The 24,139-nt window shown below is 32.9% G+C and carries 19 protein-coding genes and 1 riboswitch; of the genes, 15 read left to right on the forward strand and 4 right to left on the reverse strand.

The window, feature by feature from the left end; translation table 11 throughout:
* Positions 1–720 precede the first annotated feature (720 nt).
* Both CD032_RS11975 and CD032_RS11980 read right to left on the reverse strand, forming a co-directional pair.
* Positions 721–2,031, reverse strand: coding sequence for an LLM class flavin-dependent oxidoreductase (locus CD032_RS11975; protein ID WP_019468470.1), 1,311 nt, complete (start codon positions 2,029–2,031; stop codon positions 721–723).
* A gap of 19 nt (positions 2,032–2,050) precedes the next feature.
* Positions 2,051–2,803 (reverse strand): 3-oxoacyl-ACP reductase, encoded by a 753-nt coding sequence (locus CD032_RS11980; RefSeq protein WP_019468469.1) that lies wholly within the window; start codon positions 2,801–2,803, stop codon positions 2,051–2,053.
* 106 nt (positions 2,804–2,909) lie between these two features.
* Positions 2,910–3,008: riboswitch (TPP riboswitch) on the reverse strand.
* A gap of 203 nt (positions 3,009–3,211) precedes the next feature.
* Here CD032_RS11980 and rpsP point away from each other — a divergent pair.
* The 4 genes from rpsP (at position 3,212) to rplS (ending at position 5,579) form a co-directional block, all read left to right on the forward strand.
* On the forward strand, positions 3,212–3,478 hold the full coding sequence (gene rpsP / locus CD032_RS11985; protein ID WP_019468468.1) for a 30S ribosomal protein S16: 267 nt from the start codon (positions 3,212–3,214) through the stop codon (positions 3,476–3,478).
* A gap of 403 nt (positions 3,479–3,881) precedes the next feature.
* Positions 3,882–4,388, forward strand: a complete 507-nt coding sequence (gene rimM / locus CD032_RS11990) for a ribosome maturation factor RimM (protein ID WP_019468467.1) — start codon at positions 3,882–3,884, stop codon at positions 4,386–4,388.
* A complete protein-coding gene (gene trmD, locus CD032_RS11995; protein WP_103211515.1) occupies positions 4,388–5,125 on the forward strand; it encodes a tRNA (guanosine(37)-N1)-methyltransferase TrmD in 738 nt (245 codons plus the stop codon). The genes rimM and trmD overlap by 1 nt, the downstream gene beginning before the upstream one ends.
* Before the next feature lie 103 nt (positions 5,126–5,228).
* The gene (gene rplS / locus CD032_RS12000; protein ID WP_019468465.1) at positions 5,229–5,579 is read left to right on the forward strand and encodes a 50S ribosomal protein L19; all 351 of its coding nucleotides are present in this window, start codon (positions 5,229–5,231) and stop codon (positions 5,577–5,579) included.
* An 89-nt stretch (positions 5,580–5,668) separates the two neighbouring features.
* On the opposite strand, the gene CD032_RS12005 is transcribed toward rplS, so the two are convergent.
* Together CD032_RS12005 and CD032_RS12010 are read right to left on the reverse strand one after the other, a co-directional pair.
* Entirely contained in the window at positions 5,669–8,293 is a 2,625-nt protein-coding gene (locus CD032_RS12005; RefSeq protein WP_103211516.1) for a YfhO family protein, read from the reverse strand.
* Between the two features lie 28 nt (positions 8,294–8,321).
* Positions 8,322–10,898 (reverse strand): YfhO family protein, encoded by a 2,577-nt coding sequence (locus CD032_RS12010; RefSeq protein ID WP_103211517.1) that lies wholly within the window; start codon positions 10,896–10,898, stop codon positions 8,322–8,324.
* 346 nt (positions 10,899–11,244) lie between these two features.
* Here CD032_RS12010 and ylqF point away from each other — a divergent pair, with 346 nt between their 5' ends.
* From ylqF to codY, 11 genes are all read left to right on the forward strand, one after another.
* The gene (gene ylqF, locus CD032_RS12015; RefSeq protein WP_046467717.1) at positions 11,245–12,105 is read left to right on the forward strand and encodes a ribosome biogenesis GTPase YlqF; all 861 of its coding nucleotides are present in this window, start codon (positions 11,245–11,247) and stop codon (positions 12,103–12,105) included.
* A 9-nt stretch (positions 12,106–12,114) separates the two neighbouring features.
* Positions 12,115–12,885 carry a ribonuclease HII gene (rnhB, locus tag CD032_RS12020; RefSeq protein WP_019468461.1) on the forward strand — a complete coding sequence of 257 codons (771 nt, stop codon included), beginning with the start codon at positions 12,115–12,117 and terminating at the stop codon, positions 12,883–12,885.
* Positions 12,886–12,992: 107 nt separating this feature from the next.
* Positions 12,993–14,159: an ADP-forming succinate--CoA ligase subunit beta gene (sucC, locus tag CD032_RS12025; RefSeq protein WP_019468460.1), complete on the forward strand. Its 1,167-nt coding sequence runs from the start codon at positions 12,993–12,995 to the stop codon at positions 14,157–14,159.
* Positions 14,160–14,180: 21 nt separating this feature from the next.
* A complete protein-coding gene (gene sucD, locus CD032_RS12030; protein ID WP_019468459.1) occupies positions 14,181–15,086 on the forward strand; it encodes a succinate--CoA ligase subunit alpha in 906 nt (301 codons plus the stop codon).
* A 226-nt stretch (positions 15,087–15,312) separates the two neighbouring features.
* Positions 15,313–16,185: a DNA-processing protein DprA gene (gene dprA, locus CD032_RS12035; RefSeq protein ID WP_019468458.1), complete on the forward strand. Its 873-nt coding sequence runs from the start codon at positions 15,313–15,315 to the stop codon at positions 16,183–16,185.
* 191 nt (positions 16,186–16,376) lie between these two features.
* Positions 16,377–18,443, forward strand: a complete 2,067-nt coding sequence (gene topA, locus CD032_RS12040; RefSeq protein ID WP_040030611.1) for a type I DNA topoisomerase — start codon at positions 16,377–16,379, stop codon at positions 18,441–18,443.
* 149 nt (positions 18,444–18,592) lie between these two features.
* Positions 18,593–19,900 (forward strand): FADH(2)-oxidizing methylenetetrahydrofolate--tRNA-(uracil(54)-C(5))-methyltransferase TrmFO, encoded by a 1,308-nt coding sequence (trmFO, locus tag CD032_RS12045; protein WP_040030610.1) that lies wholly within the window; start codon positions 18,593–18,595, stop codon positions 19,898–19,900.
* 119 nt (positions 19,901–20,019) lie between these two features.
* Positions 20,020–20,910 carry a tyrosine recombinase XerC gene (xerC, locus tag CD032_RS12050; protein ID WP_019468455.1) on the forward strand — a complete coding sequence of 297 codons (891 nt, stop codon included), beginning with the start codon at positions 20,020–20,022 and terminating at the stop codon, positions 20,908–20,910.
* A 3-nt stretch (positions 20,911–20,913) separates the two neighbouring features.
* The gene (gene hslV / locus CD032_RS12055) at positions 20,914–21,456 is read left to right on the forward strand and encodes an ATP-dependent protease subunit HslV (protein WP_019468454.1); all 543 of its coding nucleotides are present in this window, start codon (positions 20,914–20,916) and stop codon (positions 21,454–21,456) included.
* 111 nt (positions 21,457–21,567) lie between these two features.
* Entirely contained in the window at positions 21,568–22,980 is a 1,413-nt protein-coding gene (gene hslU, locus CD032_RS12060; RefSeq protein ID WP_040030608.1) for an ATP-dependent protease ATPase subunit HslU, read from the forward strand.
* A 23-nt stretch (positions 22,981–23,003) separates the two neighbouring features.
* Positions 23,004–23,777, forward strand: a complete 774-nt coding sequence (gene codY, locus CD032_RS12065; RefSeq protein ID WP_019468452.1) for a GTP-sensing pleiotropic transcriptional regulator CodY — start codon at positions 23,004–23,006, stop codon at positions 23,775–23,777.
* Positions 23,778–24,139 lie beyond the last annotated feature (362 nt).

Below are 24,139 nucleotides of genomic sequence, written 5' to 3' on the forward strand. Positions count from 1 at the left end.
CTCCCTTCAAAGTTTACATTTTTAAGTGTCTACTTTGAAGGGAGCATATCAAGAAATGGATTAGTCCTTTTTATATGGATAACTTGCGATTTTGATCGTGCATGCTTGCCTAGGGATATGGCTCGAGCCTATTGTCTCTCGTCCATATCATTTCCCCGGGCGTCAGCACGATGCAAAATCGTTTGAAATATTTCTCAAGATATAAAAGCAAAGGCTCATTTAAAACAATTCAGTAATCCTAATAAATTAATGATGTTCTTATTTTATAAAGTTAATAACATGAATTGAAATCATAAGTAATAAAGAATTAGTCCTTTTTATATGGATAACTTGCGATTTTGATCGTGCATGCTTGCCTAGGGATATGGCTCGAGCCTATTGTCTCTCGTCCATATCAATTCCCTGGGCGTCAGCACGATGCAAAATCTCTATAAGTGATGTGTTTTAATACAATAGAAAAAAGCTTCGTATTATTTAACTCATACAACTAATAAAAAGTCATGTTTTTAATTAACCAAAAGATATAACTAAATATGAATACACATGATGGATTGGTTCTTTTTATATGAGACTAACTTGCGATTTTGATCGTGTATGCTTGCCTGGGGATATGGCTCTAGACTGTAGTCTCTCGTCCATATCATTTCCCCGGGCGTCAGCACGATGCAAAATCGTAGGAAATATAAAATTATGAATTTTCATTTGTGAATGACGTGTTATTTAATTTGACTTAGGTAAATTCATATTTTCCCTAAATGTCGTACCTTCATATTCTGTTCTAAAAAGATTTCTTTTTTGTAATTCTGGAATGATGTAATCTACAAAATCTTCTAAGCTATTAGGAAAAGTTGGCGGCATTAAATTAAATCCGTCGGCTACCCCCTCATTAAACCAATGTTCCATTTCATCAACAATTTGTTCCGGGGTTCCGATAAGCGTTAAATGTCCACCACCTGCACTAAGATATCCTAACAATTGTCTTAAAGTTGGATTTTTGTCTTTTATAATTTCTAATACAGTTTGATAACGACCTTTAGGACCTTTAAAAGCTTCTAATGGTGGTAAAGGTGGCACTGGTTCATCCAAATCCCAATTATGACAATCTTGATGGATGAAAAATTCTAATTGATTTAATGCTGTTTCAATTGCTAAGTTTGCATCTAGTTTTTGCTTTTTAGCATAAGCTTCTTCGTATGTTGGGGCGACATATGTGACTAACCCCGGAAAGACTTTTAAACTGTCTTCTGATTTACCTGCTAATTTTAGTTGATGATTTAATCTTTTTTTAAATGCAGTAGCCTGCTGTATGTTCCAAGCTACTGCATAAACGGCATCTGCGTATTTAGTAGCTAATGCAATGCCAGGATCTGATGCGCCTGCTTGCATAGCAACAGGTTTACCTTGTAGGCTGCTTGGTGTTGTTAAAGGCCCTTGTACTTTGAAGTGTTCTCCTACATGATTGATCGCATGGATATGGTTTGCATTGATTAGAATATCTTGTGCCTTGTCATGTACAAAATCTTCTAAGCTCCAAGATGTTAATAGTTGATTCATAACACAGGCAAATTCATCTGCTTTTTTATAACGTTCTTGATGTGCAGGTAAACGAGACATGCTATGATTTGCAGCTTCTAAATCTGTCATAGAGGTTACTAAATTCCAACCTGCACGTCCTTGACTCATATGATCAAGACTCAATAATTGTCTTGCAGCAGTAAAAGGATTCGAAAATGTACTTGAGATAGTCGCAACAAGACCTATATTTTGTGTTACTTGTGCTATTGCTGCTAAATTCATTAATGGATCAAACCAAAAAGCTGGCATATCATTATCCGTTTTTGCAGGAAAAGATTGATTATCAGCAAAAAATATAGCATCTAGCAAGCCTCGTTCTGATAGTCGAGCTAACGATTGATAATAATTGATATCGCCAATTCGATCAATACTAGAATCTTGCATACGCCATGCAGCTTGGTGATGGCCACAACCGTAAATTAATACACCTATATTGAGATGTTGATCGTGCGTCATAATTGATGCCCTCCATATTTTAGTTCATTGTTAAACCGCCATCTACGGTAATATTTTGACCAGTGATACCATTAGCTTGATCGCTAACTAGAAATGCCACCATATTTGCTACATCTTGTGGTGTTGTTACTTTATGTAATGGTGTAGTCTGTTCAATTAAATCAAATACTTCATCTGAAGTGGCAGCACTGGCGTCTGTGGTTTTTAATAAACCACCAGAAACGACATTAGCTTTGATGCCATACTGACCAAGTTCAGCAGCAATATTTCTTGTAAAACCGATTAAACTTGATTTAGCGGTAGTATATTCATGATAGGGTACGACAGGATTTTGGTATAAATTCGTTCCGATAGATATAATGTTACCTGATTTGTGCTTAATAAATTGATCGATAACACTTTGGGTTACATTAAAAGCACCTTTGAGCGTACCGTCAATTTGTTGTTGGTAATCTGACCAGCTTAAGTCTTTAAATGATTTTTGACTAGAAGGATCAAATTTAAAACCTATAAGCGCATTATTCACAACGGCATCTATTTTTCCAAAATAATTAGTAGCTTCCGTGATTAATTGATCAACTTGTGTTCTATCTGTGACATCAGCACATATCGCAATTGCTTGATCGTGACCAATTTCGGCCACAACTTTTTCTGCTAATGCTTTATTTTGAAAATAATTGATAATTACATTATGTCCTTTCTTAGCTAAAGTTTTTGCTATTGATGCACCTAACCCTCTACTGCTACCAGTTATAAGTATTGTTTTAGTCATCATTTCACTCCTAGAATTATTTATTAAATAAAAAATACACAACCTCCGTGAGAGAAGTTGTGTACTAAAAATCTACAATCTATAGTTAAGACATTAAAATAGTTTTGTCATTTTTGTAACACTTCCCTCCGCTAGTATGGACTAGATCAGGTTCAAAGGATTTGAGTAAACTCATCTCAGTTAAAAAACACCCCTAGTGCATTTCATATTTAATTTATTCTCAATTTATAGTGTTTAATGATCTATGTCAAGTTTATGTCGAAATCGTAAGCTATATTGATATAATTAATTGTCTAAAAGTAAAAATATAAAATGGTAAAGAAGAAACTCTTTACAAAGTTCTAAATAACTGTTAATATTATTTCTTGTAGAAAATAAAAATTAGAACAATCAAAGGAGAGAATATAAATGGCAGTTAAATTACGTTTAACACGTTTAGGCTCAAAAAGAAATCCATTCTATCGTATCGTAGCAGCAGATGCTCGTGCGCCACGTGATGGTCGTAACATCGAACAAATTGGAACTTATAATCCAAATAATGTAAATGCTCCAGAAGTTAAAATTGACGAAGAATTAGCATTAAAATGGTTAAAAAATGGTGCTAAACCAACAGATACTGTACACAATATCTTATCAAGAGAAGGTATCTTGAAAAAATTTGACGATCAAAAATAATTGTCATCATTTACACATATTAAATTTATAAAAGGAGAGGCGTAGAAATCTCAGTGATTTAAAATGATTTCGTCGTCTTATCTCCGCATGGATGACTAAGGTGAAATGTTTACCATAGTCCATGCCAATATAATGATAAAAGGCTGAGACAATACATTTGTCCCAGCCTTTTAAATTACCATATTAGTGAAAATTTATATAAATTTTCACCAGCATTTAGTGCACGTTCACTAGTTAATAAGATTGTTTAAAGGAATAATTAAAATAATCAATACACATTTTACCACGTGGAAGTATAGTGAAGGCTTAAAATAATTATGACAATTCATGTTATAATTATTTTAGTCAAAAAATGAAAAAACGAATTTCAATGATATATTTATACATTATCGGAGGAGCTTAAATGAAAGTAGAAATAGGTAAAATTATCAATACACATGGTATAAAAGGCGAAATCAAAGTCCAATCTCACTCAGATTTTACAGATATCCGCTTTCAACCAGGTGAAGTTGTGTTGATAGAACGTCAAAATGAACCAACAATAGAATTGAAAGTTGCGACATATCGCATGCATAAAGGGTTACACATGTTGACTTTTGAAGGAATCAATAATATTAATGATATTGAGCATTTAAAAGGGGAAATACTTTTACAAGAACGCGACCATGAAGAAATTGAATTAGGTGAACATGAATATTATTACTCAGATATTATTGGTTGTACCGTATTCGATGACAAAGAAACGCCTATTGGACGCGTGATAGAAATTTTTGAAACGGGTGCGAATGATGTATGGGTTGTCAAAGGTGATAAAGAATATCTCATACCATATATAGAAGATGTTGTTAAAGATATAGATGTTGAAGGTAGACGTATTGATATTACGCCTATGGAAGGATTGTTGGAATAATGAAGATAGATTATTTAACTTTGTTCCCTCAAATGTTTGATGGCGTATTAAATCAATCGATTTTAAAAAGAGCGCAAGATAAGGAAATGCTACAAGTCAATACTGTCGATTTTAGAAGTTTCGCTGAAAATAAACATAATCAAGTAGATGACTATCCATTTGGCGGTGGACAAGGCATGGTGCTCAAACCAGAACCTATATTTAATGCAATGAAGTGCATTGAAAAAACAGAAGATACACGAGTGATTTTAATGTGTCCACAAGGTCGGCCATTTAATCAGGAAATTGCACAGGAACTCAGTCATTCAAAACATTTGGTTTTTATTTGTGGACATTATGAGGGGTATGATGAACGAATTCGACAGCATCTAGTTACTGATGAAATTTCTATGGGAGATTATGTTTTAACAGGTGGAGAATTGCCTGCTATGGTAATGACTGATGCAATTATAAGGTTAATACCAGGTGTTTTAGGCAATCAACAATCGCACGAGGATGATTCCTTTCAGGATGGTTTGTTAGAATTTCCACAATATACAAGACCACGTTCATACCAAGATATGAACGTGCCAGATGTATTATTGTCAGGTAATCATGCGCATATTGATCAATGGCGTCATGAGCAAAAACTGATACGTACGTGGGAAAAGCGTCCAGATTTATTAGAAAATTATCCACTTACGGATAAAGATAAAGATATTTTAGAAAGATATAAAAAGCAATTGAAAAATGAATGACAGTGTGCTAACATAATTTAAGTGTGCGACACACGAAAATCACTATGATCCGCTGCTATATATTTGTCTAGGCAAGAACATAGGTTGAAGGAGAGAAAAAATAATGAGTAATCACAAATTAATCGAAGCAGTAACACAATCACAATTACGCACAGATTTACCTTCATTCCGTCCAGGTGACACTTTAAGAGTTCACGTACGTATTATTGAAGGTACTCGCGAACGTATCCAAGTATTCGAAGGTGTTGTAATCAAACGTCGTGGTGGAGGTATTTCAGAAACTTTCACAGTACGTAAGATTTCTTCAGGTGTAGGTGTGGAACGTACATTCCCATTACACACTCCAAAAATCGAAAAAATCGAAGTTAAACGTCGCGGTAAAGTACGTCGTGCTAAATTATATTACTTACGTGAATTACGTGGTAAAGCTGCTAGAATCAAAGAAATTCGTTAATCAGCATAAAAGTCATAAAAAAGAAGCAGTTCCTATTAGGAACTGCTTCTTTTTTGCTTTGCAACAATTTGACGAAGGTGATAAAGATATTATTTTGATTTTTTAGCATAAATCCATTTTGTATATATGAAACTTAAAACGACGCCAATAACACTAATTACGATCAATAACCATGTATAGGGTGGTGTATATTTAAGCGTAATTGTCTTTTGTCCTTGTTCTACAGGGATGATTGTCATGATGCCATTTCCTTGTTTAACTAGTAACGTTTTGCCTTTGTCTGTATAAGCTTTCATTCCATCTCTATATGGCATTGGCAACACGAGATAACCTTCATCATTTTTATTTTTTTCAATTGTATAATTACGGGCATTTTGTGAAACTTTCACTGAATGTAGTTGTTTATGCGCTTTATTTAATACGTCGTAGTTTTCTCCGTAAATGCCTTTAATATTAAAACGATAAGTACCTTTAGATAATTTTATATTCAAATCTTGAGCAGATTTTATGCGCATTGTTATAGGAGTGACGAAACGTCTGTACTTATAAGATAAGTTATTACGATGTTGATTATATTCATTTACGCCAACATTGTGTTCTTTATCTGGTCCCAACAATTCAACATCCATCTCTACATAAAGGTCTTCATATTGATTGGCAATAGATGGTGGTAACTTATACTGGATACCACCGCCGTCCTTAGAAACGGATAATTTATTTTTATGTGTACGTTTTGCATTAACTAAATGAGTTGAAGTTTCTGCAAGTAAGTTTTTATTCGGTGTGAACTGTTGATTGGTAGGGTATGCGTCTGTCTGGTCAAAAACGACCCCTTGTAACATTGCTTGTTCTTTATCCAAAGGTGATTTAAGATCTTTTTTATTAAATACTTTATTTGTAATATGTGCACTTGGGTAATCGATTTTATTTTTTGAGTGTATAAAGGATTCATCATTAGAATGTTTGATTGTACTATGCTTAGAAAAACCGTAAGGCATGTTTTTGTCTTCTGGACGTCGTATACGATCATTGACATCCCAAAGTGCCATCAAATTAGCTCTATTTGAAAGTAAACGGTAAGTGCTGTTTTTATCCGTATGCATATTGATTTGTAATGTTTTATCATAATATTTTAAAATATCACCATCAAGAATACTTGAATATAATGCAATGCCGTTGAAATGATATATCATTGGTGAATTCAAACCGTATTGTGACATGTAATCGATTCTACTGAATGGATTATCTTGACTCTGTTTAATCTTATCAATTTTTTTGGCTAATGCAGGACTTTTATATTTTGAATCATGCATTGACGAAACTGTCGATTCGTATTTTTGAACATTATTGACATGGTCGTTCTCTAAAATAATTGCTTGTTGAATAATGAATAATATTACAAGTACAACAGATGGCCATTTTAATTTGAATAGTGATTTTTTATAAAGCAATATACCGATAAAAATCATAATTACAAGGCAGACGCCCATCCATGACATTCTTTGTTCTTTAACTATAATTTGCATAATACCCATAATCATTAATACGGGTAAGCAAGCGAATATATACGACTTCAATGATAATTCAGATAAATGCTGAATAAATAATGCAATTAATCCAGCAGTAGTTAGCGCAAATATATAAACCCAGCGGCGCTCAGGTGTTGAGAACCCATTGAACATACTATCGAAAAGGGGAGTTAGAGATCCTATTAGCATCACCCAAGTTGCGATAGCGAAAAGTCTATAATAATAATGTCGATATAATTTAAAAGATAGTAAAGCAATGAGTGCAATGATAGTAACAGTGATATAAAATCCATTTGTGAAAAAATGTTTTTGTCGTGCGAAATCTGTAATGATACCAAAATTAAAATAAGGATTACTTACTCTATCATTATTTAAAAAAGAAGAAACTCCAGTATAAAAACCCCATATAGCAATTAAGGTACTTAATATAACTGTTATAGGTATCATCCAAAGTTGTTGTTTCCTTGTGACGATATCTTTTGCATGTGGGAAGATACATCTGTAGATAAAGTAACTCAAAATGACAATAGCTTCGTAATAACTAAAATAAAAATTAGAAAATAATGTTAAAGCAATAGCAAAAATAAATAATCCAATTTTTCTTTCTTTATAAAACCGTTCAATACCAAGCAAAGATAGTGGGAGAAAAATTAATAAATCTCCATAATATGACCAAGTAAAATTAAAATAAATGACGGTTGTTGAAGCTGCATATAACATTGAAGCCAAAAATACTATGTAGTTTTTGAGCTTGATATAATTAAAGAAATAGAACGCAAGGATAAATGTAGCAATACCTTTGACAAAAGCTACAATCAATTGGTTACTTGCCCAATATGTGATATTGCTAGGGTTGCTATTAAATATTACTTCAGATAACCACACGAATAAAAAATTAATTATTACAAAAGGTGAGGTTGCATAGTAATAGGATAAATCTTTAACATAATCTCCACCTAAACCAAAAGAATGATCATAAAAACTTTTGAATTGGCTAAAGTGTTCGTAAAGATACATTTGGAAAGGCATCATTTGCCTAAACCCATCACCATGACCACTGAATACGACACCGTCAGTTAAATAGCGATAAATATATGGTGTGAACGTTAATAAAGCTACGCCAACGCCCATTAAAAGGATCGTTAAAAATCTTGTTAGTTTGTGGGACCAAATTCTATGAAACACGGTCATACCTCATCTCAGATAAACTCCTTTATTTAAATTTAGATTTTTGTTTTAGACACCAAAAAGCACTTATTAAGATACTTATACTTGAAATGATAATCATCGTAAACCAATATTTCGGTCGATATTTAATGACAATTTCACGATCTTGTTCTGAGACTGGCACACCAGTCATCATATAATTTACTTTTTTAGGTTTTACTTTTTTATGATCTATGTAGGCCATCATACCGTCACGATAAGGAATGTTAATCGTTGCGATACCCTTAGAGTGTGGCGCTAACTTCACTTTAACTCCATTGTTAATATCATTATAATAATGATTTTGTTTTGTGTTATAGGCTTTTTTAAGTTTATTATAGTTTTCTCCATGAAGACTTTGAATTTCAAAATAATAATTACCTCTAGGATTAATAGCTATGTTAATATTACCATCTTTATCTGGTTGCGTCCTATATAATTGGTTTTCAACGCCAGTTTTATAGGTTGAATTGTTATATAAACGGTGGTTAGCATAATTATTGATATTAATTGTGTAGTTGCTATCGGGTTGGCCACGTTGAACTTTTAAACTTAAATAAAAGTCTGAATAACGTTTTCTTAAGTGATTTGGAATATGAATTTTAATCTGACCTTGGTTTTTGGGCAGATAGATTTGATTATGATTTTTCACTTTTATATTTTTATAAACTATTTTAGTTGAATTGATAAGGTTTTGTGCATTATCCGTATAAGTCTCACCTTTATTTTTTATAACAACACCATCTAACATCGCATGTTCTCGATCGATAGGTGTTTTTAAAGCGTCGGTATTATAGATTTGATCAGTCACTTTTACGGAAGGTAAGTTTAAAGTATTCTCATAAATGTGATATTGTCCTTCACTTTTTACTTTTTTAAAATAACTAGGAACATTGTTTTCATAATTTTTTAACATTAAATATTTCATTGAAAATAAACTGCTAATATTTTGTCGCCCATTAGTACTTTGGTATCTACTCACTGATTCAGACTGCAGGTTAATTTTTAAATCATCGTAGTAATAGTCTAAAATATTATGGTGAAAGATACTTGAGTATATACTTGAACCTTTAAAAAATTGATACATAGGTGTGTTATCTTGTTCATTAACACGCCAATCGATACGTTCGTCTTCGGTCTTAGCATGTTTCATTTCAGAGACTAACTGTCTTTGTAACGGTGTGTTAAAAAGACTTGCATTGACATAATAACGATTTGCGCGTTCAACATGATCTTCAAAATAAATTTGATTGCGTATAAAAACAGCTACAACGAGTGTTGCTAATATCAATATGGCAGTATAGTAAAAATAAGCTAAACGTTTACGATAAGTTGGGACTTGAATACATAATACTAATAAGCCTATTAAACTAACAATAGGTGTAAACCAAAGCCAAGAAACGAAATCATCATAAACCCAAGCGCTTATAAAGATAAAACTTAAACTTATGATTGATGAAAAAAGATAGTTTTTAACCGTTAAAGTGCTAAAGTATTTTGCATATAGTCCAATGAGCAATGCAGCGTTAAAAGCTATTAAGTAATGCCATCTTTTTTGTGGAGCAGAAAAGCCGTTAAAGAGCTGATCGACAAATGGTAAATAATTAGCACCTATCGTAAGGATCATAAAGATAGCGAATAACTTAAAATAAAAATGTTTGTACAGTTTAAATGATAACAGTGCTTGTATCACTATAAATAAAATCACTATTAAGTAATTGTCATAAAATAAATTCGTATTTTGGTTGAAGGGTTCAAAAGCATCTACGTCTCCATTAAAAGGTATACGTCTATTATTGGTATAAGCACGTAAGCCATGATAAAAAAAGAAAAGACTACAACCAAGTGCTAAAATTGCAGCAATGAGGATTGTGTATATTGCTTTAAATCTAGGAACGATATCATGTTTATGCTTATATATTAATCTAACCGTGAAATAGATTAGGCCTACGATTAATTGATAATATGCAAAATAAAAGTTATTAATTAATGAAACTGTGACTACTATAATAAACATAGCTTTTTTTTCTTTTTGCAAAAATAATTCAATAGACCATAAGAGTAGCGGTAATAATATAAAAATATCACTGAAAAAAGGCCAATATACAGTAAACCTAAAATAGAGTGGTGATATTACAAAAAGATATGACGATAGTAGTGCAATGCTTCTACTATGTGTAATGTAACGTACAAAACCAAAAGTTGCTAACATCGCTAATGTTGATTTAAATACTGATATTACAATAGCATTTGTCATCCAAAACATGATGTCTTGCGTATTTAAATTGACCACTAATTTAATGATAAAGATAAAAAACACATTAATTATAAATAAAATATTAGTTGAAAAATAATAACTTAAATCAGTAAAAAAATCTCCACCTAATCCAAAATCAGTGGCGTAAAACCATTGTCCATGACTCCATTTATCATACAAGTACATTTGCATTGGAATCATTTGTTCCATGCCATCGTTGGGCCCTGTAAATAAAACACCATCATTTATAAATCTATAGATGACATATCCATGACCAATGATTGCTAATATAAAGCATAATAATATGTAAAAAAGCATCCTTTTCATGAGTAGTCTCCTGTAATTGAAATATTTTAATTCTATTGTAACGATTTTTTAGATTTATTGATAAAAATTACTATTATTTTATTTCAAAAAAATTAATCACAAGATTATATTTATTTTGGTGTTTAGTATTGAAGGGCACAAATTTGCTTAATTTAAGGTCTGTTCTAGACAATTGGGCATTTATTATAGGAAAATAGTGGAAATTAGTTTTTTAAATAAAGTAAATACAAGTTTTTATTTATCTCTATTCACCGCTCGTGTTATGATTTTAAGGTCAATGAATGGTATGAATAAAATATAAAATTTTGAAAACAAATGAATAAACGTAAAAAGAAAGGTGAAGTAAATGGTAATCCAATGGTATCCAGGACATATGGCAAAAGCAAAACGCGAAGTTGCTGAACAATTAAAGAAAGTAGATGTTGTTTTTGAACTTGTTGACGCCCGTATTCCTTATAGTTCAAGAAACCCAATGATTGATGACGTGATACAACAAAAACCGAGAGTAGTCATTTTGAATAAAAAAGACATGGCGAATTTAAAAGAATTAGAAAAATGGGAGTCTTATTTTAAAGAAAAAGGCTATTATCCAGTGGCAATCGATGCTAAACATGGAAAAGGACTAAAATTAGTAGAGCAAACAGCTATTAAAGCAACACAAGAAAAATTTGACCGTGAAAAGAAAAAAGGACTAAAACCACGTGCGATACGTGCGATGATCGTCGGCATTCCTAATGTTGGAAAATCTACACTCATTAATAAGTTAGCACACAAATCCATTGCTAAAACTGGAAATACACCTGGTGTTACAAAGCAACAACAATGGATCAAAGTTGGAAATTCACTTCAATTATTAGATACGCCAGGTATACTTTGGCCTAAATTTGAAGATCAACTTGTAGGAAAAAAATTAAGTATTACCGGAGCGATTAAAGATAGTATTGTACATTTGGATGAAGTTGCGATTTATGGTCTTGAATTTTTAAAAGCTCATGATTATGAAGGATTGAAAAATCACTATAAGGTCGATGTGCCAATAGAAGCTGAAAATTTAGAATGGTTTGATGCTATAGGACGTCGTAGAGGATTGTTGCGTAGCGGTAATGAGGTTGACTATGAAGCGGTCATTGAATTAATCATCCATGAAATTAGAAATGCGAAAATCGGAACATATACGTTTGATGTTATTAAAGAAATGGATGTGTAGCGTAAATTTATGAAACAAACGATAAAAGAAATTAAAGACCAATTAGCAACGATAGATAACATGGACGACATTCAACATCTACCATTTTATAAGGATGAACGTATTGGAGTTCAAAAAGCAATAGCAACAAGAATAAAACAACTAGATAAAGAACAACAATTATTAAATCAATATCAAGCCATGACTTTTTATGAAAATCAAATATTAGCAAATGATGAAAGTGCGATAATTTGTGGTATTGATGAAGTGGGAAGAGGTCCACTTGTAGGACCAGTTGTTGCTTGTGCAGTGATATTAAATCATGATCATCACTTTACAGGTCTTAATGATTCGAAACAACTTACTGCCAAAAAAAGAAAAATATTAGAACGTCAATTATTAGAGGAATTACATGCTTATGCATTCGGCTATGCCACCGTAGAGGAAATTGATGAAATCAATATTTACGAAGCGACAAAATTAGCAATGAAACGTGCTATTAATGGGCTGTCAGTTCAGCCAACGCATTTACTCATTGATGCGATGACTTTAGAAACAGATATCGATCAAACATCTCTTGTGAAAGGCGATGCTAAAAGTGTATCGATTGCTGCAGCAAGTGTCTTAGCCAAAGAAAATAGAGACAGGTATATGAAGCAGCTTGCCCAAAAATTTCCAGAGTATGGGTTTGAAAAAAACGTTGGCTATGGGACTCAGCAACACTTAGATGCAATTAAAAATCACGGCATTTTAAATGCCCACAGAAAAACATTTCAACCAATTAAATCTCTTTATAAATAATCTAAAAATTAAAAGAATTGAAATAAGTAGTTTAAATCAGTTTACAATAGCGCTTTCATTTCCTATAATTAAATATGAACTTAACCTAAGAAACAGGAGGATGGAGAATGAATATCCACGAGTATCAAGGTAAAGCAATATTTCGTTCAATGGGCGTTGCTGTCCCAGAAGGACGTGTAGCATTTACTGTTGAAGAAGCAGTTGAAAAGGCAAAAGAATTAGATTCAAATGTATATGTTGTAAAAGCGCAAATTCACGCCGGGGGTAGAGGCAATGCAGGCGGTGTTAAAATTGCAAAATCACTATCTGAAGTGGAAACATATGCAAAAGAATTGTTAGGAAAAACATTAGTAACACATCAAACTGGACCAGAAGGTAAAGAGATTAAGCGCCTTTACATAGAAGAAGGCTGCGATATTCAAAAAGAATATTATGTTGGATTTGTAATTGATCGTGCAACTGATAGAGTTACTTTGATGGCATCAGAAGAAGGCGGTACTGAAATTGAAAAGGTTGCTGCTGAAACACCTGAAAAAATCTTCAAAGAAACAATTGATCCAGTTGTTGGATTAGCACCTTATCAAGCCAGAAGAATTGCTTTCAATATTAATATTCCTAAAGAATCTATTAATAAAGCAGCTAAGTTTTTAGTATCACTTTATAACGTATTTATTGAAAAAGATTGTTCAATTGTTGAGATTAACCCACTTGTAACTACAGGTGATGGACAAGTACTTGCATTAGATGCAAAACTCAACTTTGATGACAATGCGTTATTTAAACATAAAGATATCCAAGAATTACGTGATTTAGAAGAAGAAGATCCAAAAGAAATCGAAGCTTCTAAATATGATCTATCATACATTGCATTAGATGGCGACATTGGCTGTATGGTAAATGGTGCTGGTCTTGCAATGGCGACAATGGATACAATCAATCACTTTGGTGGTAATCCGGCGAACTTCCTTGACGTAGGGGGCGGCGCAACGAAAGAAAAAGTTACTGAAGCGTTTAAAATCATATTAGGTGATGAAAATGTAAAAGGTATCTTTGTTAATATCTTTGGTGGCATTATGAAATGCGACATTATTGCTGAAGGTATTGTTGCTGCAGTTAAAGAAGTTGAATTAACTTTACCGTTAGTTGTACGTTTAGAAGGTACAAATGTTGAAAGAGGTAAAGAAATTCTGAAAGAATCAGGGTTAGCTATTGAACCAGCTGCAACAATGGCAGAAGGCGCACAAAAAATCGTAAAACTTGTAAAAGAAGCGTAAGGAAAGGATGGGAACGCTAAGATGAGCGTAATGATAGATAAAAATACAAAAGTAATTGTACAAGGTATCACAGGGTCTACTGCACTTTTCCATACAAAACAAATGCTTGAATATGGTACGCAAATTGTTGCAGGGGTAACTCCAGGTAAAGGTGGACAAGTAGTTGAAGGCGTACCAGTTTTCAATACTGTTGAAGAAGCTAAAAAAGAAACTGGTGCAACTGTTTCAGTAATCTATGTACCTGCTCCATTTGCAGCAGATGCTATTTTAGAATGTATCGAAGCTGAGTTAGATTTAGCGATATGTATCACAGAACATATTCCAGTTATCGACATGGTTAAAGTGAAACGTTATTCAGAAGGTAAGAAAACACGTGTGATTGGACCAAACTGTCCAGGTGTTATTACTGCAGACGAATGTAAGATTGGTATCATGCCTGGTTATATACACAAAAAAGGTCATGTGGGCGTAGTTTCACGTTCAGGTACATTGACTTATGAAGCTGTACATCAGTTGACTGAAGAGGGCATTGGTCAAACTACTGCAGTAGGTATCGGAGGAGATCCAGTTAACGGTACTAACTTCATCGACGTATTAAAACAATTTAATGAAGATGATGAAACGAAAGCAGTTGTTATGATTGGTGAAATTGGCGGTACAGCAGAAGAAGAAGCTGCTGAGTGGATTAAAGCTAATATGAACAAACCTGTAGTAGGTTTCGTTGGTGGCCAAACAGCACCTCCAGGAAAACGTATGGGTCATGCTGGCGCAATTGTTTCTGGTGGTAAAGGTACTGCAGATGAGAAAATCAAAACATTAAATAGTTGTGGTGTGAAGACCGCAGATACACCATCAGAAATTGGTACAACGTTAATTGATGCTGCAAAAGAAGCAGGTATCTATGAACAGTTACTTACTGTTAAATAGTATAAATTAACAATGCAATAGTATTAAAATGAGCACAAACTCCCAAAATATGTTGGAGTTTGTGCTATTTTAAGTGTACGAATTTTGTATGATATGTAGGTCATGTACTGTACTCATTTAAATTTCTTTTTAAAAATAGATTACAAATGTAGCCTAAATGAATTTAATTTGTAAACTGACTTTATATCGATTTACTTTATAATGATTTTATAAAGGAGTACGATATATGAACACAGATTATCTATTTTTAAAATTACGTTTCTCAGGACTGTCCACACAGCAAATACATCGGTTATTTAAATTTAAAAGCAATTTTCTGTCATATACTAAGCGTGAACAACAAAAGATACTAAAACTATATTTATCAACTACCAAATCTCAAAAGAAATATCAAATATATCATGATTTTGTTAACTATCACATTGATGCTATACTGATGCAATTATATAAATGGAATATTAATTTTATTGGAATTAACCATCCATCTTATCCAAATTTACTTCGTGAAATACATGATCCCCCATTCATACTTTTTTATAAAGGAAATATCGCGTTAACTGCACGTGACCAAACCCTTGCAATTGTTGGCTCTAGACATGCTACTGATTATACAAGGGATGCTCTGAAATTCCTTTTTCCTTCATTTAAAAAGAAGAATTTAACTATCGTTTCTGGATTAGCAGAAGGTGCAGACCAAGTAGCACATCAATACGCTATAGAAAATCATATGGCAGCTATTGCAGTGTTAGCCTTTGGCCACCTTAATCATTATCCAAAATCAACACAAAAAATAAGGGAACAGTTAGAACAAACAGGGTTAGTCATCAGTGAATATCTGCCTTATCAAAAACCGCTTAAACACCATTTTCCAGAAAGAAATAGATTGATTAGTGGTCTTTCAAAAGGTGTATTGATAACAGAGTCTACAATTAAAAGTGGTACTTTAATTACAACAAATTGCGCTTTAGAACAAAACAGAGAGGTATATGTTTTACCAGGGTCAATGTTTAATGATATGACAATGGGCAACCTAATGAGTGCACAAGATGGCGCGAAAATTGTAATATCACCGAAAGATATCATAGATGATTTTGGCTAAAATTGATATCAATAAATTTGTACGAGAACACTTTTGATTTGAAAAAAGATGTGAATAATCGGTGTCTTTTCCAATATTTAAACCTAAATATGCCTTTGTTTAAATGAATTTAAAATTAAAAACATTGACAAAAACAAAATAGACCGTTTATCATTTATCTTTGTAATTAGAAATGCAAGGGGGTAACTACTTTGGCAGAAAATTTAGTCATAGTTGAATCGCCTGCAAAAGCTAAAACCATTGAAAAATATTTAGGTAAAAAATATAAAGTTATCGCATCTATGGGGCATGTAAGAGATTTGCCAAGAAGCCAAATGGGCGTAGATGTAGAAAATGACTATGAACCCAAATATATTACTATACGCGGCAAGGGTCCTGTTGTTAAGGAATTAAAAAAACATGCTAAGAAAGCAAAAAATATATTCTTAGCAAGTGACCCCGATCGTGAAGGTGAGGCAATTGCTTGGCATTTAGCGAATATATTAAATTTAGAAGACTCAACTGAAAATAGAGTAGTATTTAATGAAATAACAAAAGATGCAGTAAAACAAAGTTTTAAACATCCAAGAGGTATAGAAATGGAACTCGTGGATGCACAACAGGCTAGAAGAATTTTAGACCGTTTAGTAGGTTATAATATTTCTCCTGTTTTATGGAAGAAAGTTAAAAAAGGACTTTCTGCGGGTCGCGTACAATCAGTCGCTTTAAGATTAGTCATAGATCGTGAAAACGAAATCAGAAATTTCAAGCCAGAAGAATATTGGAAAATAGAAGGGGAATTTAGATATAAAAAATCAAAATTTAGCGCTAAATTCTTACATTATAAAAACAAACCATATAAATTAACTAATAAAAATGAAGTTGAGACGATTACATCACAGCTTGACGGAGATCAATTTGAAGTTACAAAAGTAACGAAAAAAGAAAAGACACGTTATCCTGCAAATCCATTTACGACTTCAACACTACAACAAGAAGCTGCAAGAAAATTGAATTTCAAAGCGCGTAAAACAATGATGCTTGCTCAACAATTATATGAAGGTATCGACTTGAAAAAACAAGGCACAGTTGGTTTAATCACTTATATGCGTACAGATTCTACAAGAATTTCTGAACAAGCCAAGAGTGAAGCTAAGGGTTATATTCAAGATACTTATGGTGATGAATATACTTCAAATCGTAAATCTAAAGGTCAAGGAGACCAAGATGCCCACGAAGCTATTAGACCATCTAGTACTTTGCGTACACCTAGCGAAATGAAAAATTATTTAACTAGGGATCAATATAGATTATATAAATTAATTTGGGAGCGTTTTGTTGCAAGTCAAATGGCACCAGCTATTTTAGATACGGTAGCATTAGACTTAACACAAAATGATTTGAAATTTAGAGCAAATGGACAAACGATTAAGTTCAAAGGTTTTATGACTTTATATGTAGAAACAAAAGATGATGGAGATGAAGGTAAAGAAAATAAATTGCCTAATATAAAAGAAGGTGAAATGGTTACAGCAACAAATATTGAACCTTCACAACATTTTACACAACCTCCACCACGTTATACCGAAGCAAGATTAGTAAAAACCTTGGAAGAAATGAAAATAGGGCGTCCATCAACTTATGCACCTACAATTGATACAATTCAAAAAAGGAACTACGTAAAAAATGAAAGTAAGCGCTTTGTTCCTACCGAATTAGGTGAAATTGTTCATGAACAAGTTAAAGAATACTTCCCTGAAATTATTGATGTAGACTTTACAGTTAATATGGAGACATTACTCGATAAAGTTGCAGAAGGTGAGATAGCATGGAAAAAAGTTATTTCAGATTTCTATAATAGCTTTAAGCAAGATGTTGAACGTGCAGAAGAAGAAATGGAAAAAATAGAAATTAAGGACGAACCTGCTGGAGAAGATTGTGAAGTTTGCGGTGCACCTATGGTTATCAAAATGGGTCGATATGGTAAATTTATGGCATGTTCTAACTTCCCTGATTGTAGAAATACTAAAGCAATCGTCAAAACTATTGGTGTGACTTGCCCTAAATGTAAAGAGGGCGATGTCGTTGAACGTAAGTCTAAGAAAAATCGTATCTTCTATGGTTGTTCTAAATATCCTGAATGTGATTTTGTAACTTGGGATAAACCAATCGGACGTGATTGTCCAAAATGTGAACACTATTTAGTTGAGAAAAAACAAGGGCGTAAAAGTCAGGTTATTTGCTCAAACTGTGATTACAAAGAAGAAGAACAAAAATAACAATTATATATAAATTGATTATTAGGAAAAGAAAGTATTTTTTTAATAATATTTAGCAACTTATGATTCATATTTATAATGTAGAAATATGTTATTAAACTTATAAATTAGTATCGTAGTTGCTATTTTTTTGTATAGGAGGATAATATATGATTCAAATTGTCAATGTTGTAGGAGCTGGTTTAGCTGGCTCAGAAGCCGCTTATCAATTAGCGCAAAGAGGCATAAAAGTAAATTTAATTGAAATGAGGCCGGTTAAACAAACTCCAGCACATCATACAGATAAATTTGCTGAATTAGTATGTTCCAATTCATTACGTGGCAATGCGCTAACTAATGCCGTGGGTGTATTGAAAGAAGAAATGCGCCGAATGGATTCACTCATTATAACTGCAGCAGATAAAGCACGTGTTCCCGCTGGTGGAGCACTTGCTGTAGATAGACATGATTTTGCAGGTTATATTACAGAAACGTTGAAAAATCACCCGAACGTAACTGTAATGAATGAAGAAATTAACACTATACCTGATGGATATACGATTATTGCTACTGGTCCGCTTACGACAGATCAATTAGCACAAGAAATTGTTGATGTAACAGGTAAAAATCAGCTATATTTTTATGATGCTGCAGCACCGATTGTTGAAAAAGACAGTATTGACATGAATAAAGTTTATCTAAAGTCACGTTATGATAAGGGTGAAGCGGCTTATTTAAATTGTCCAATGACCGAAGAAGAGTTTAATAGATTTTATGATGCTATATTAGCAGCAGAGGTCGCACCTGTGAATGAATTCGAAAAAGAAAAATATTTTGAGGGTTGTATGCCATTTGAAGTAATGGCAGCACGTGGCCGTAAAACGTTATTGTTTGGTCCGATGAAACCAGTTGGCTTGGAAGATCCTAAGACTGGTGAAATGCCTTATGCTGTTGTACAATTACGTCAAGACGATGCTGCTGGTACTTTGTATAATTTAGTAGGGTTTCAAACTCATCTAAAATGGGGTGCACAAAAAGAAGTGCTTAGATTGATACCGGGTTTAGAAAATGTAGAAATCGTTAGATATGGTGTCATGCATAGAAACACATTTATTAATTCTCCTGATGTACTTACAGAGACTTATGAATTAAAAGGAAAAGAAACACTTCACTTTGCTGGCCAAATGACTGGTGTAGAGGGTTATGTAGAAAGTGCGGCAAGTGGTTTGATTGCTGGTATCAACGTAGCACATAAAATTAAAAATAGAGGAAAGGTTATTTTCCCAAGAGAAACGATGTTAGGTAGCATGGCTTATTATATTGCTCATGCAAAAAATGAAAAAAACTTCCAGCCGATGAATGCTAATTTTGGTTTGCTACCAGTTTTAGATGAAAAAATTAAAGATAAAAAAATAAGATATGAACAACTCGCTCATAGAGCTTTATCATATTTGGACAACTTTAAAGAAACATTATGATTTTAATATAATGAAAAAGTGATTCAGAAAATTAAAAAAAGTTTTTCTCAATTTAATAGTTATGTTTCGCAGTTCCCTCCACCGATATGCTACAATTTATATCGATGGAGGGGTTTTTATTGGAAGAAATCCAACAAGCTTATTTATATATGCTTAAAGTAGAACGGCATTTTTCAGATCATACATTGAAGTCATATCATGATGATTTAGAACAATTTAATGATTTTTTAAATCAAGAGTATTTAAGCTTAGCTAATTTTGAATATAAAGATGCGAGAAATTACCTGAGCTTTTTATATTCAAAAAACTTGAAAAGAACATCAGTTTCTCGTAAAATTTCTACGCTGAGAAGTTTTTATGAATATTGGATGGTACAAGATAAAAGTGTCATAAATCCATTTATACAATTAGTTCATCCAAAAAAAGAACAGTATTTGCCACATTTCTTTTATGAAGAAGAAATGGAAGCATTATTTAAAACAGTAGAGCAAGATTTAAAAAAAGGTTTAAGAGATCGTGTTATTTTGGAACTTTTATATGCAACTGGCATTAGAGTTTCAGAGTTAGTAAATATCAAAGAACAAGATTTGGACATGAATTTACCAGGTGTTAAAGTTCTAGGTAAGGGTGGTAAAGAAAGGTTTATTCCTTTCGGCGAATTTTGTAAACAGAGCATTGAACATTACTTAGAAACATTTAGTCCCAAAAAAAATACCGAACACGATTATTTGTTAGTTAATATGAACGGTGCGCCTATCACTGAGCGTGGCGTTCGTTATGTGTTGAATGATGTAGTGAAACGAACTGCAGGCGTGACAGATATACACCCGCATAAATTAAGACATACGTTTGCTACACATATGTTAAATCAAGGCGCTGACTTAAGAACAGTGCAATCGTTATTAGGACATGTCAATTTATCGACGACAGGTCGTTATACACATGTTACGAATGAGCAGCTTAAAAAAGTATATTTAAATGCACATCCTCGTGCAAAGAAGGAGAATTAATATATGAGTACATCTATTCATGCGACAACTATTTTCGCAGTACAACATAATGGACATTCGGCAATGGCTGGTGATGGTCAAGTAACACTTGGAGAACAAGTTATTATGAAAAAAACTGCTAGAAAAGTTCGACGCTTATATAATGATAAAGTGTTAGCTGGATTCGCAGGCAGTGTGGCAGATGCATTTACATTGTTTGAAAAATTTGAGACAAAATTACAACAGTTTAGTGGTAATTTGGAAAGAGCCGCTGTCGAATTAGCACAAGAATGGAGAGGCGATAAACAGCTAAGACAACTGGAAGCAATGCTTATTGTTATGGATAAAGAGTCCATCCTTGTCGTGAGTGGTACAGGAGAAGTGATCGCACCAGATGATGATTTGATTGCAATTGGATCAGGTGGTAATTATGCACTAAGTGCAGGTAGAGCATTAAAACGTCATGCGACTGATTTAAGCGCACGTGAAATGGCTTATGAAAGTTTGAAAGTTGCATCAGATATTTGCGTATTTACGAATGACCAAATCGTAGTAGAAGAACTTTAAAAATTCATGTTTTAAAGTAAGTAGAAATAACAAAAACTGAAAATTTATGAAATAAATATATAATAAATGACAAGTTTTTGAAGAAAATATAGTAACGGAGGTATTTATCTTATGGAGTCGAATGGTATTAAATTAACGCCAAAAGATATCGTTTCAAAACTTAACGAATATATAGTCGGTCAAGATGACGCTAAACGTAAGGTAGCAGTAGCATTAAGAAATAGATATAGACGTAGCTTGCTTTCTGATGAAGAGAAACAAGAAATTGCACCTAAAAATATTTTAATGATTGGACCAACTGGTGTAGGGAAAACAGAAATTGCGAGACGTATGGCTAAAGTGGTTGGCGCTCCTTTTATTAAAGTAGAAGCCACGAAATTTACAGAAGTAGGTTATGTTGGTCGTGATGTTGAGAGTATGGTTAGAGACTTAGTTGACATTGCTGTTAGATTAGTTAAAGATCAAAAGAAAGCGTTAGTTAAAGATGAAGCGAGAAATAAAGCAAACGAAAAATTAATTAAACTTTTAGTACCAAGTATGAAGAAAAAAGCGAATAGCAGTAATAGTAATAATCCCTTAGAGTCTCTTTTTGGTGGAGCAATACCAAATTTTGGTCAAAATAATGAAGATGATGAAGAAGATACACCAACAGAAGAAATCAAAACAAAGCGTTCTGAAATCAAACAACAATTATTAAATGGTGAACTTGAAGAAGAAAAAGTGAGATTAAAAGTCGAGCAAGACCCAGGTGCCTTAGGTATGTTAGGAACAAATCAAAATCAACAAATGCAAGATATGATGAACCAACTTATGCCTAAGAAAAAAGTGGAAAGAGAAGTACCAGTCAAAACAGCTCGAAATATTTTGACAGATAAATATGCTGATGAACTGATTGATCAAGAAACTGCCAACCAAGAAGCGATTGAGCTAGCTGAACAAATGGGAATCATTTTTATTGATGAAATAGATAAAGTGGCTACAAACAATCAAAATTCAGGTCAAGACGTATCACGGCAAGGTGTTCAAAGAGACATTTTACCTATACTTGAAGGTAGCATGGTTCAAACCAAATATGGTACTGTTAATACTGAACATATGCTATTCATTGGCGCAGGAGCATTTCATGTTTCAAAACCAAGTGATTTAATACCTGAATTACAAGGTCGTTTCCCAATTCGTGTTGAATTAGAAAGCCTATCTGTGGAAGACTTTGTAAGCATTTTAACAGAACCTAAATTATCATTAATTAAACAGTATGAAGCGCTACTTCAAACAGAACAAGTAACAGTTAATTTCACTGAAGATGCGATTAAACGTCTGGCAGAAATTGCTTTTCAAGTTAATCAGGATACAGATAATATTGGCGCGCGTAGATTGTACACAATACTTGAAAAAATGTTAGAAGATTTATCGTTTGAAGCACCGAGCATGCCACATGCCGTTGTAGATATCACACCTCAATATGTTGATGATAAGTTGAAATCTATTTCAACAAATAAAGATTTAAGTGCATTTATTTTATAATATAAACAAAAAGGAGAAGTAATATGAGCTTATTATCAAAAACAAGAGAATTAAATACACTTTTGCAAAAGCACAAAGGAATCGCTGTAGACTTTAAAGACGTCGCACAAACAATAAGTAGTGTAACAGTGACAAATGTTTTTATTGTGTCAAGAAAAGGTAAAATTTTAGGATCAAGTTTAAATGAATTGTTAAAAAACGAACGTATTATTCAAATGTTAGAAAATAGACATATACCTGTAGAATATACAGACAAGTTAATGGATGTAAAAGAAACGAAATCTAACATTGGTATTGATAATGTACTTTCAGTTTTCCCACCTGAAAATGAAGATGTATTTAAAGATAGTAAGTCAACTATCTTTCCAATACTAGGTGGAGGAGAAAGACTAGGTACGTTAGTGCTTGGGCGTGTACAAGACGATTTTTCTGAAAATGATCTCGTTTTAGGTGAGTACGCAGCTACAGTTATTGGTATGGAAATTCTGCGTGAAAAACATAATGAAGTTGAACAAGAAGCAAGAGATAAAGCTGCAATTAATATGGCAATCAATTCGTTATCATACTCAGAAAGCGAAGCCATTGAACATATTTTTGAAGAGCTAGGTGGTAAAGAAGGCTTGCTAATTGCGTCTAAAGTAGCTGACAGAGTTGGTATTACACGTTCTGTGATTGTTAATGCATTGCGTAAGTTAGAAAGTGCAGGAGTTATTGAATCACGTTCATTAGGCATGAAAGGTACGTTTATTAAAGTTAAAAAAGAAAAATTCTTAGATGAATTAGATAGAATAAAATAAAACGTATAATAACTAATTTATGCATTTGGTATTTACACTATTCACATCACTTTGTATATCCATGCGATATGCGTTGATTAGATAAATATGTAAAAAATAAATACAATGTCATTTTTAAACTTAAGCATCTCATACTGTAGTGGAATCGTGTTATCTGAATTTGTAAAAATACAAATTCAGACCATGCCATTATGAATGAGAAATTATAAGCAGAACTATTGCTTTATATGTATGAATATGATATATTTATTCACGGCTATTAAGCCAATACGCACATAAAGAGTGGAAGTATAAAGGGTGCGATAACTTATTATCGTGTTTATATGAGCTTTTTATGGAGGTAAAAAACCAATAGGAGGATT

Origin of the sequence: Staphylococcus cohnii subsp. cohnii (assembly GCF_002902365.1) — a bacterium.
Classification (GTDB): Bacteria; Bacillota; Bacilli; order Staphylococcales; family Staphylococcaceae; genus Staphylococcus; species Staphylococcus cohnii.

Excerpts from the sequence above, each read along its gene's own strand:
- CD032_RS11980 (WP_019468469.1), bottom strand. The coding sequence starts at position 2,803 with ATGACTAAAACAATACTTATAACTGGTAGCAGTAGAGGGTTAGGTGCA.
- dprA (WP_019468458.1), top strand. The coding sequence starts at position 15,313 with ATGAACACAGATTATCTATTTTTAAAATTACGTTTCTCAGGACTGTCC.
- CD032_RS12010 (WP_103211517.1), bottom strand. The coding sequence starts at position 10,898 with ATGAAAAGGATGCTTTTTTACATATTATTATGCTTTATATTAGCAATC.
- sucD (WP_019468459.1), top strand. The coding sequence starts at position 14,181 with ATGAGCGTAATGATAGATAAAAATACAAAAGTAATTGTACAAGGTATC.
- trmFO (WP_040030610.1), top strand. The coding sequence starts at position 18,593 with ATGATTCAAATTGTCAATGTTGTAGGAGCTGGTTTAGCTGGCTCAGAA.
- rnhB (WP_019468461.1), top strand. The coding sequence starts at position 12,115 with ATGAAACAAACGATAAAAGAAATTAAAGACCAATTAGCAACGATAGAT.
- codY (WP_019468452.1), top strand. The coding sequence starts at position 23,004 with ATGAGCTTATTATCAAAAACAAGAGAATTAAATACACTTTTGCAAAAG.
- hslU (WP_040030608.1), top strand. The coding sequence starts at position 21,568 with ATGGAGTCGAATGGTATTAAATTAACGCCAAAAGATATCGTTTCAAAA.
- rpsP (WP_019468468.1), top strand. The coding sequence starts at position 3,212 with ATGGCAGTTAAATTACGTTTAACACGTTTAGGCTCAAAAAGAAATCCA.
- sucC (WP_019468460.1), top strand. The coding sequence starts at position 12,993 with ATGAATATCCACGAGTATCAAGGTAAAGCAATATTTCGTTCAATGGGC.
- CD032_RS11975 (WP_019468470.1), bottom strand. The coding sequence starts at position 2,031 with ATGACGCACGATCAACATCTCAATATAGGTGTATTAATTTACGGTTGT.
- rplS (WP_019468465.1), top strand. The coding sequence starts at position 5,229 with ATGAGTAATCACAAATTAATCGAAGCAGTAACACAATCACAATTACGC.
- trmD (WP_103211515.1), top strand. The coding sequence starts at position 4,388 with ATGAAGATAGATTATTTAACTTTGTTCCCTCAAATGTTTGATGGCGTA.
- rimM (WP_019468467.1), top strand. The coding sequence starts at position 3,882 with ATGAAAGTAGAAATAGGTAAAATTATCAATACACATGGTATAAAAGGC.
- hslV (WP_019468454.1), top strand. The coding sequence starts at position 20,914 with ATGAGTACATCTATTCATGCGACAACTATTTTCGCAGTACAACATAAT.
- ylqF (WP_046467717.1), top strand. The coding sequence starts at position 11,245 with ATGGTAATCCAATGGTATCCAGGACATATGGCAAAAGCAAAACGCGAA.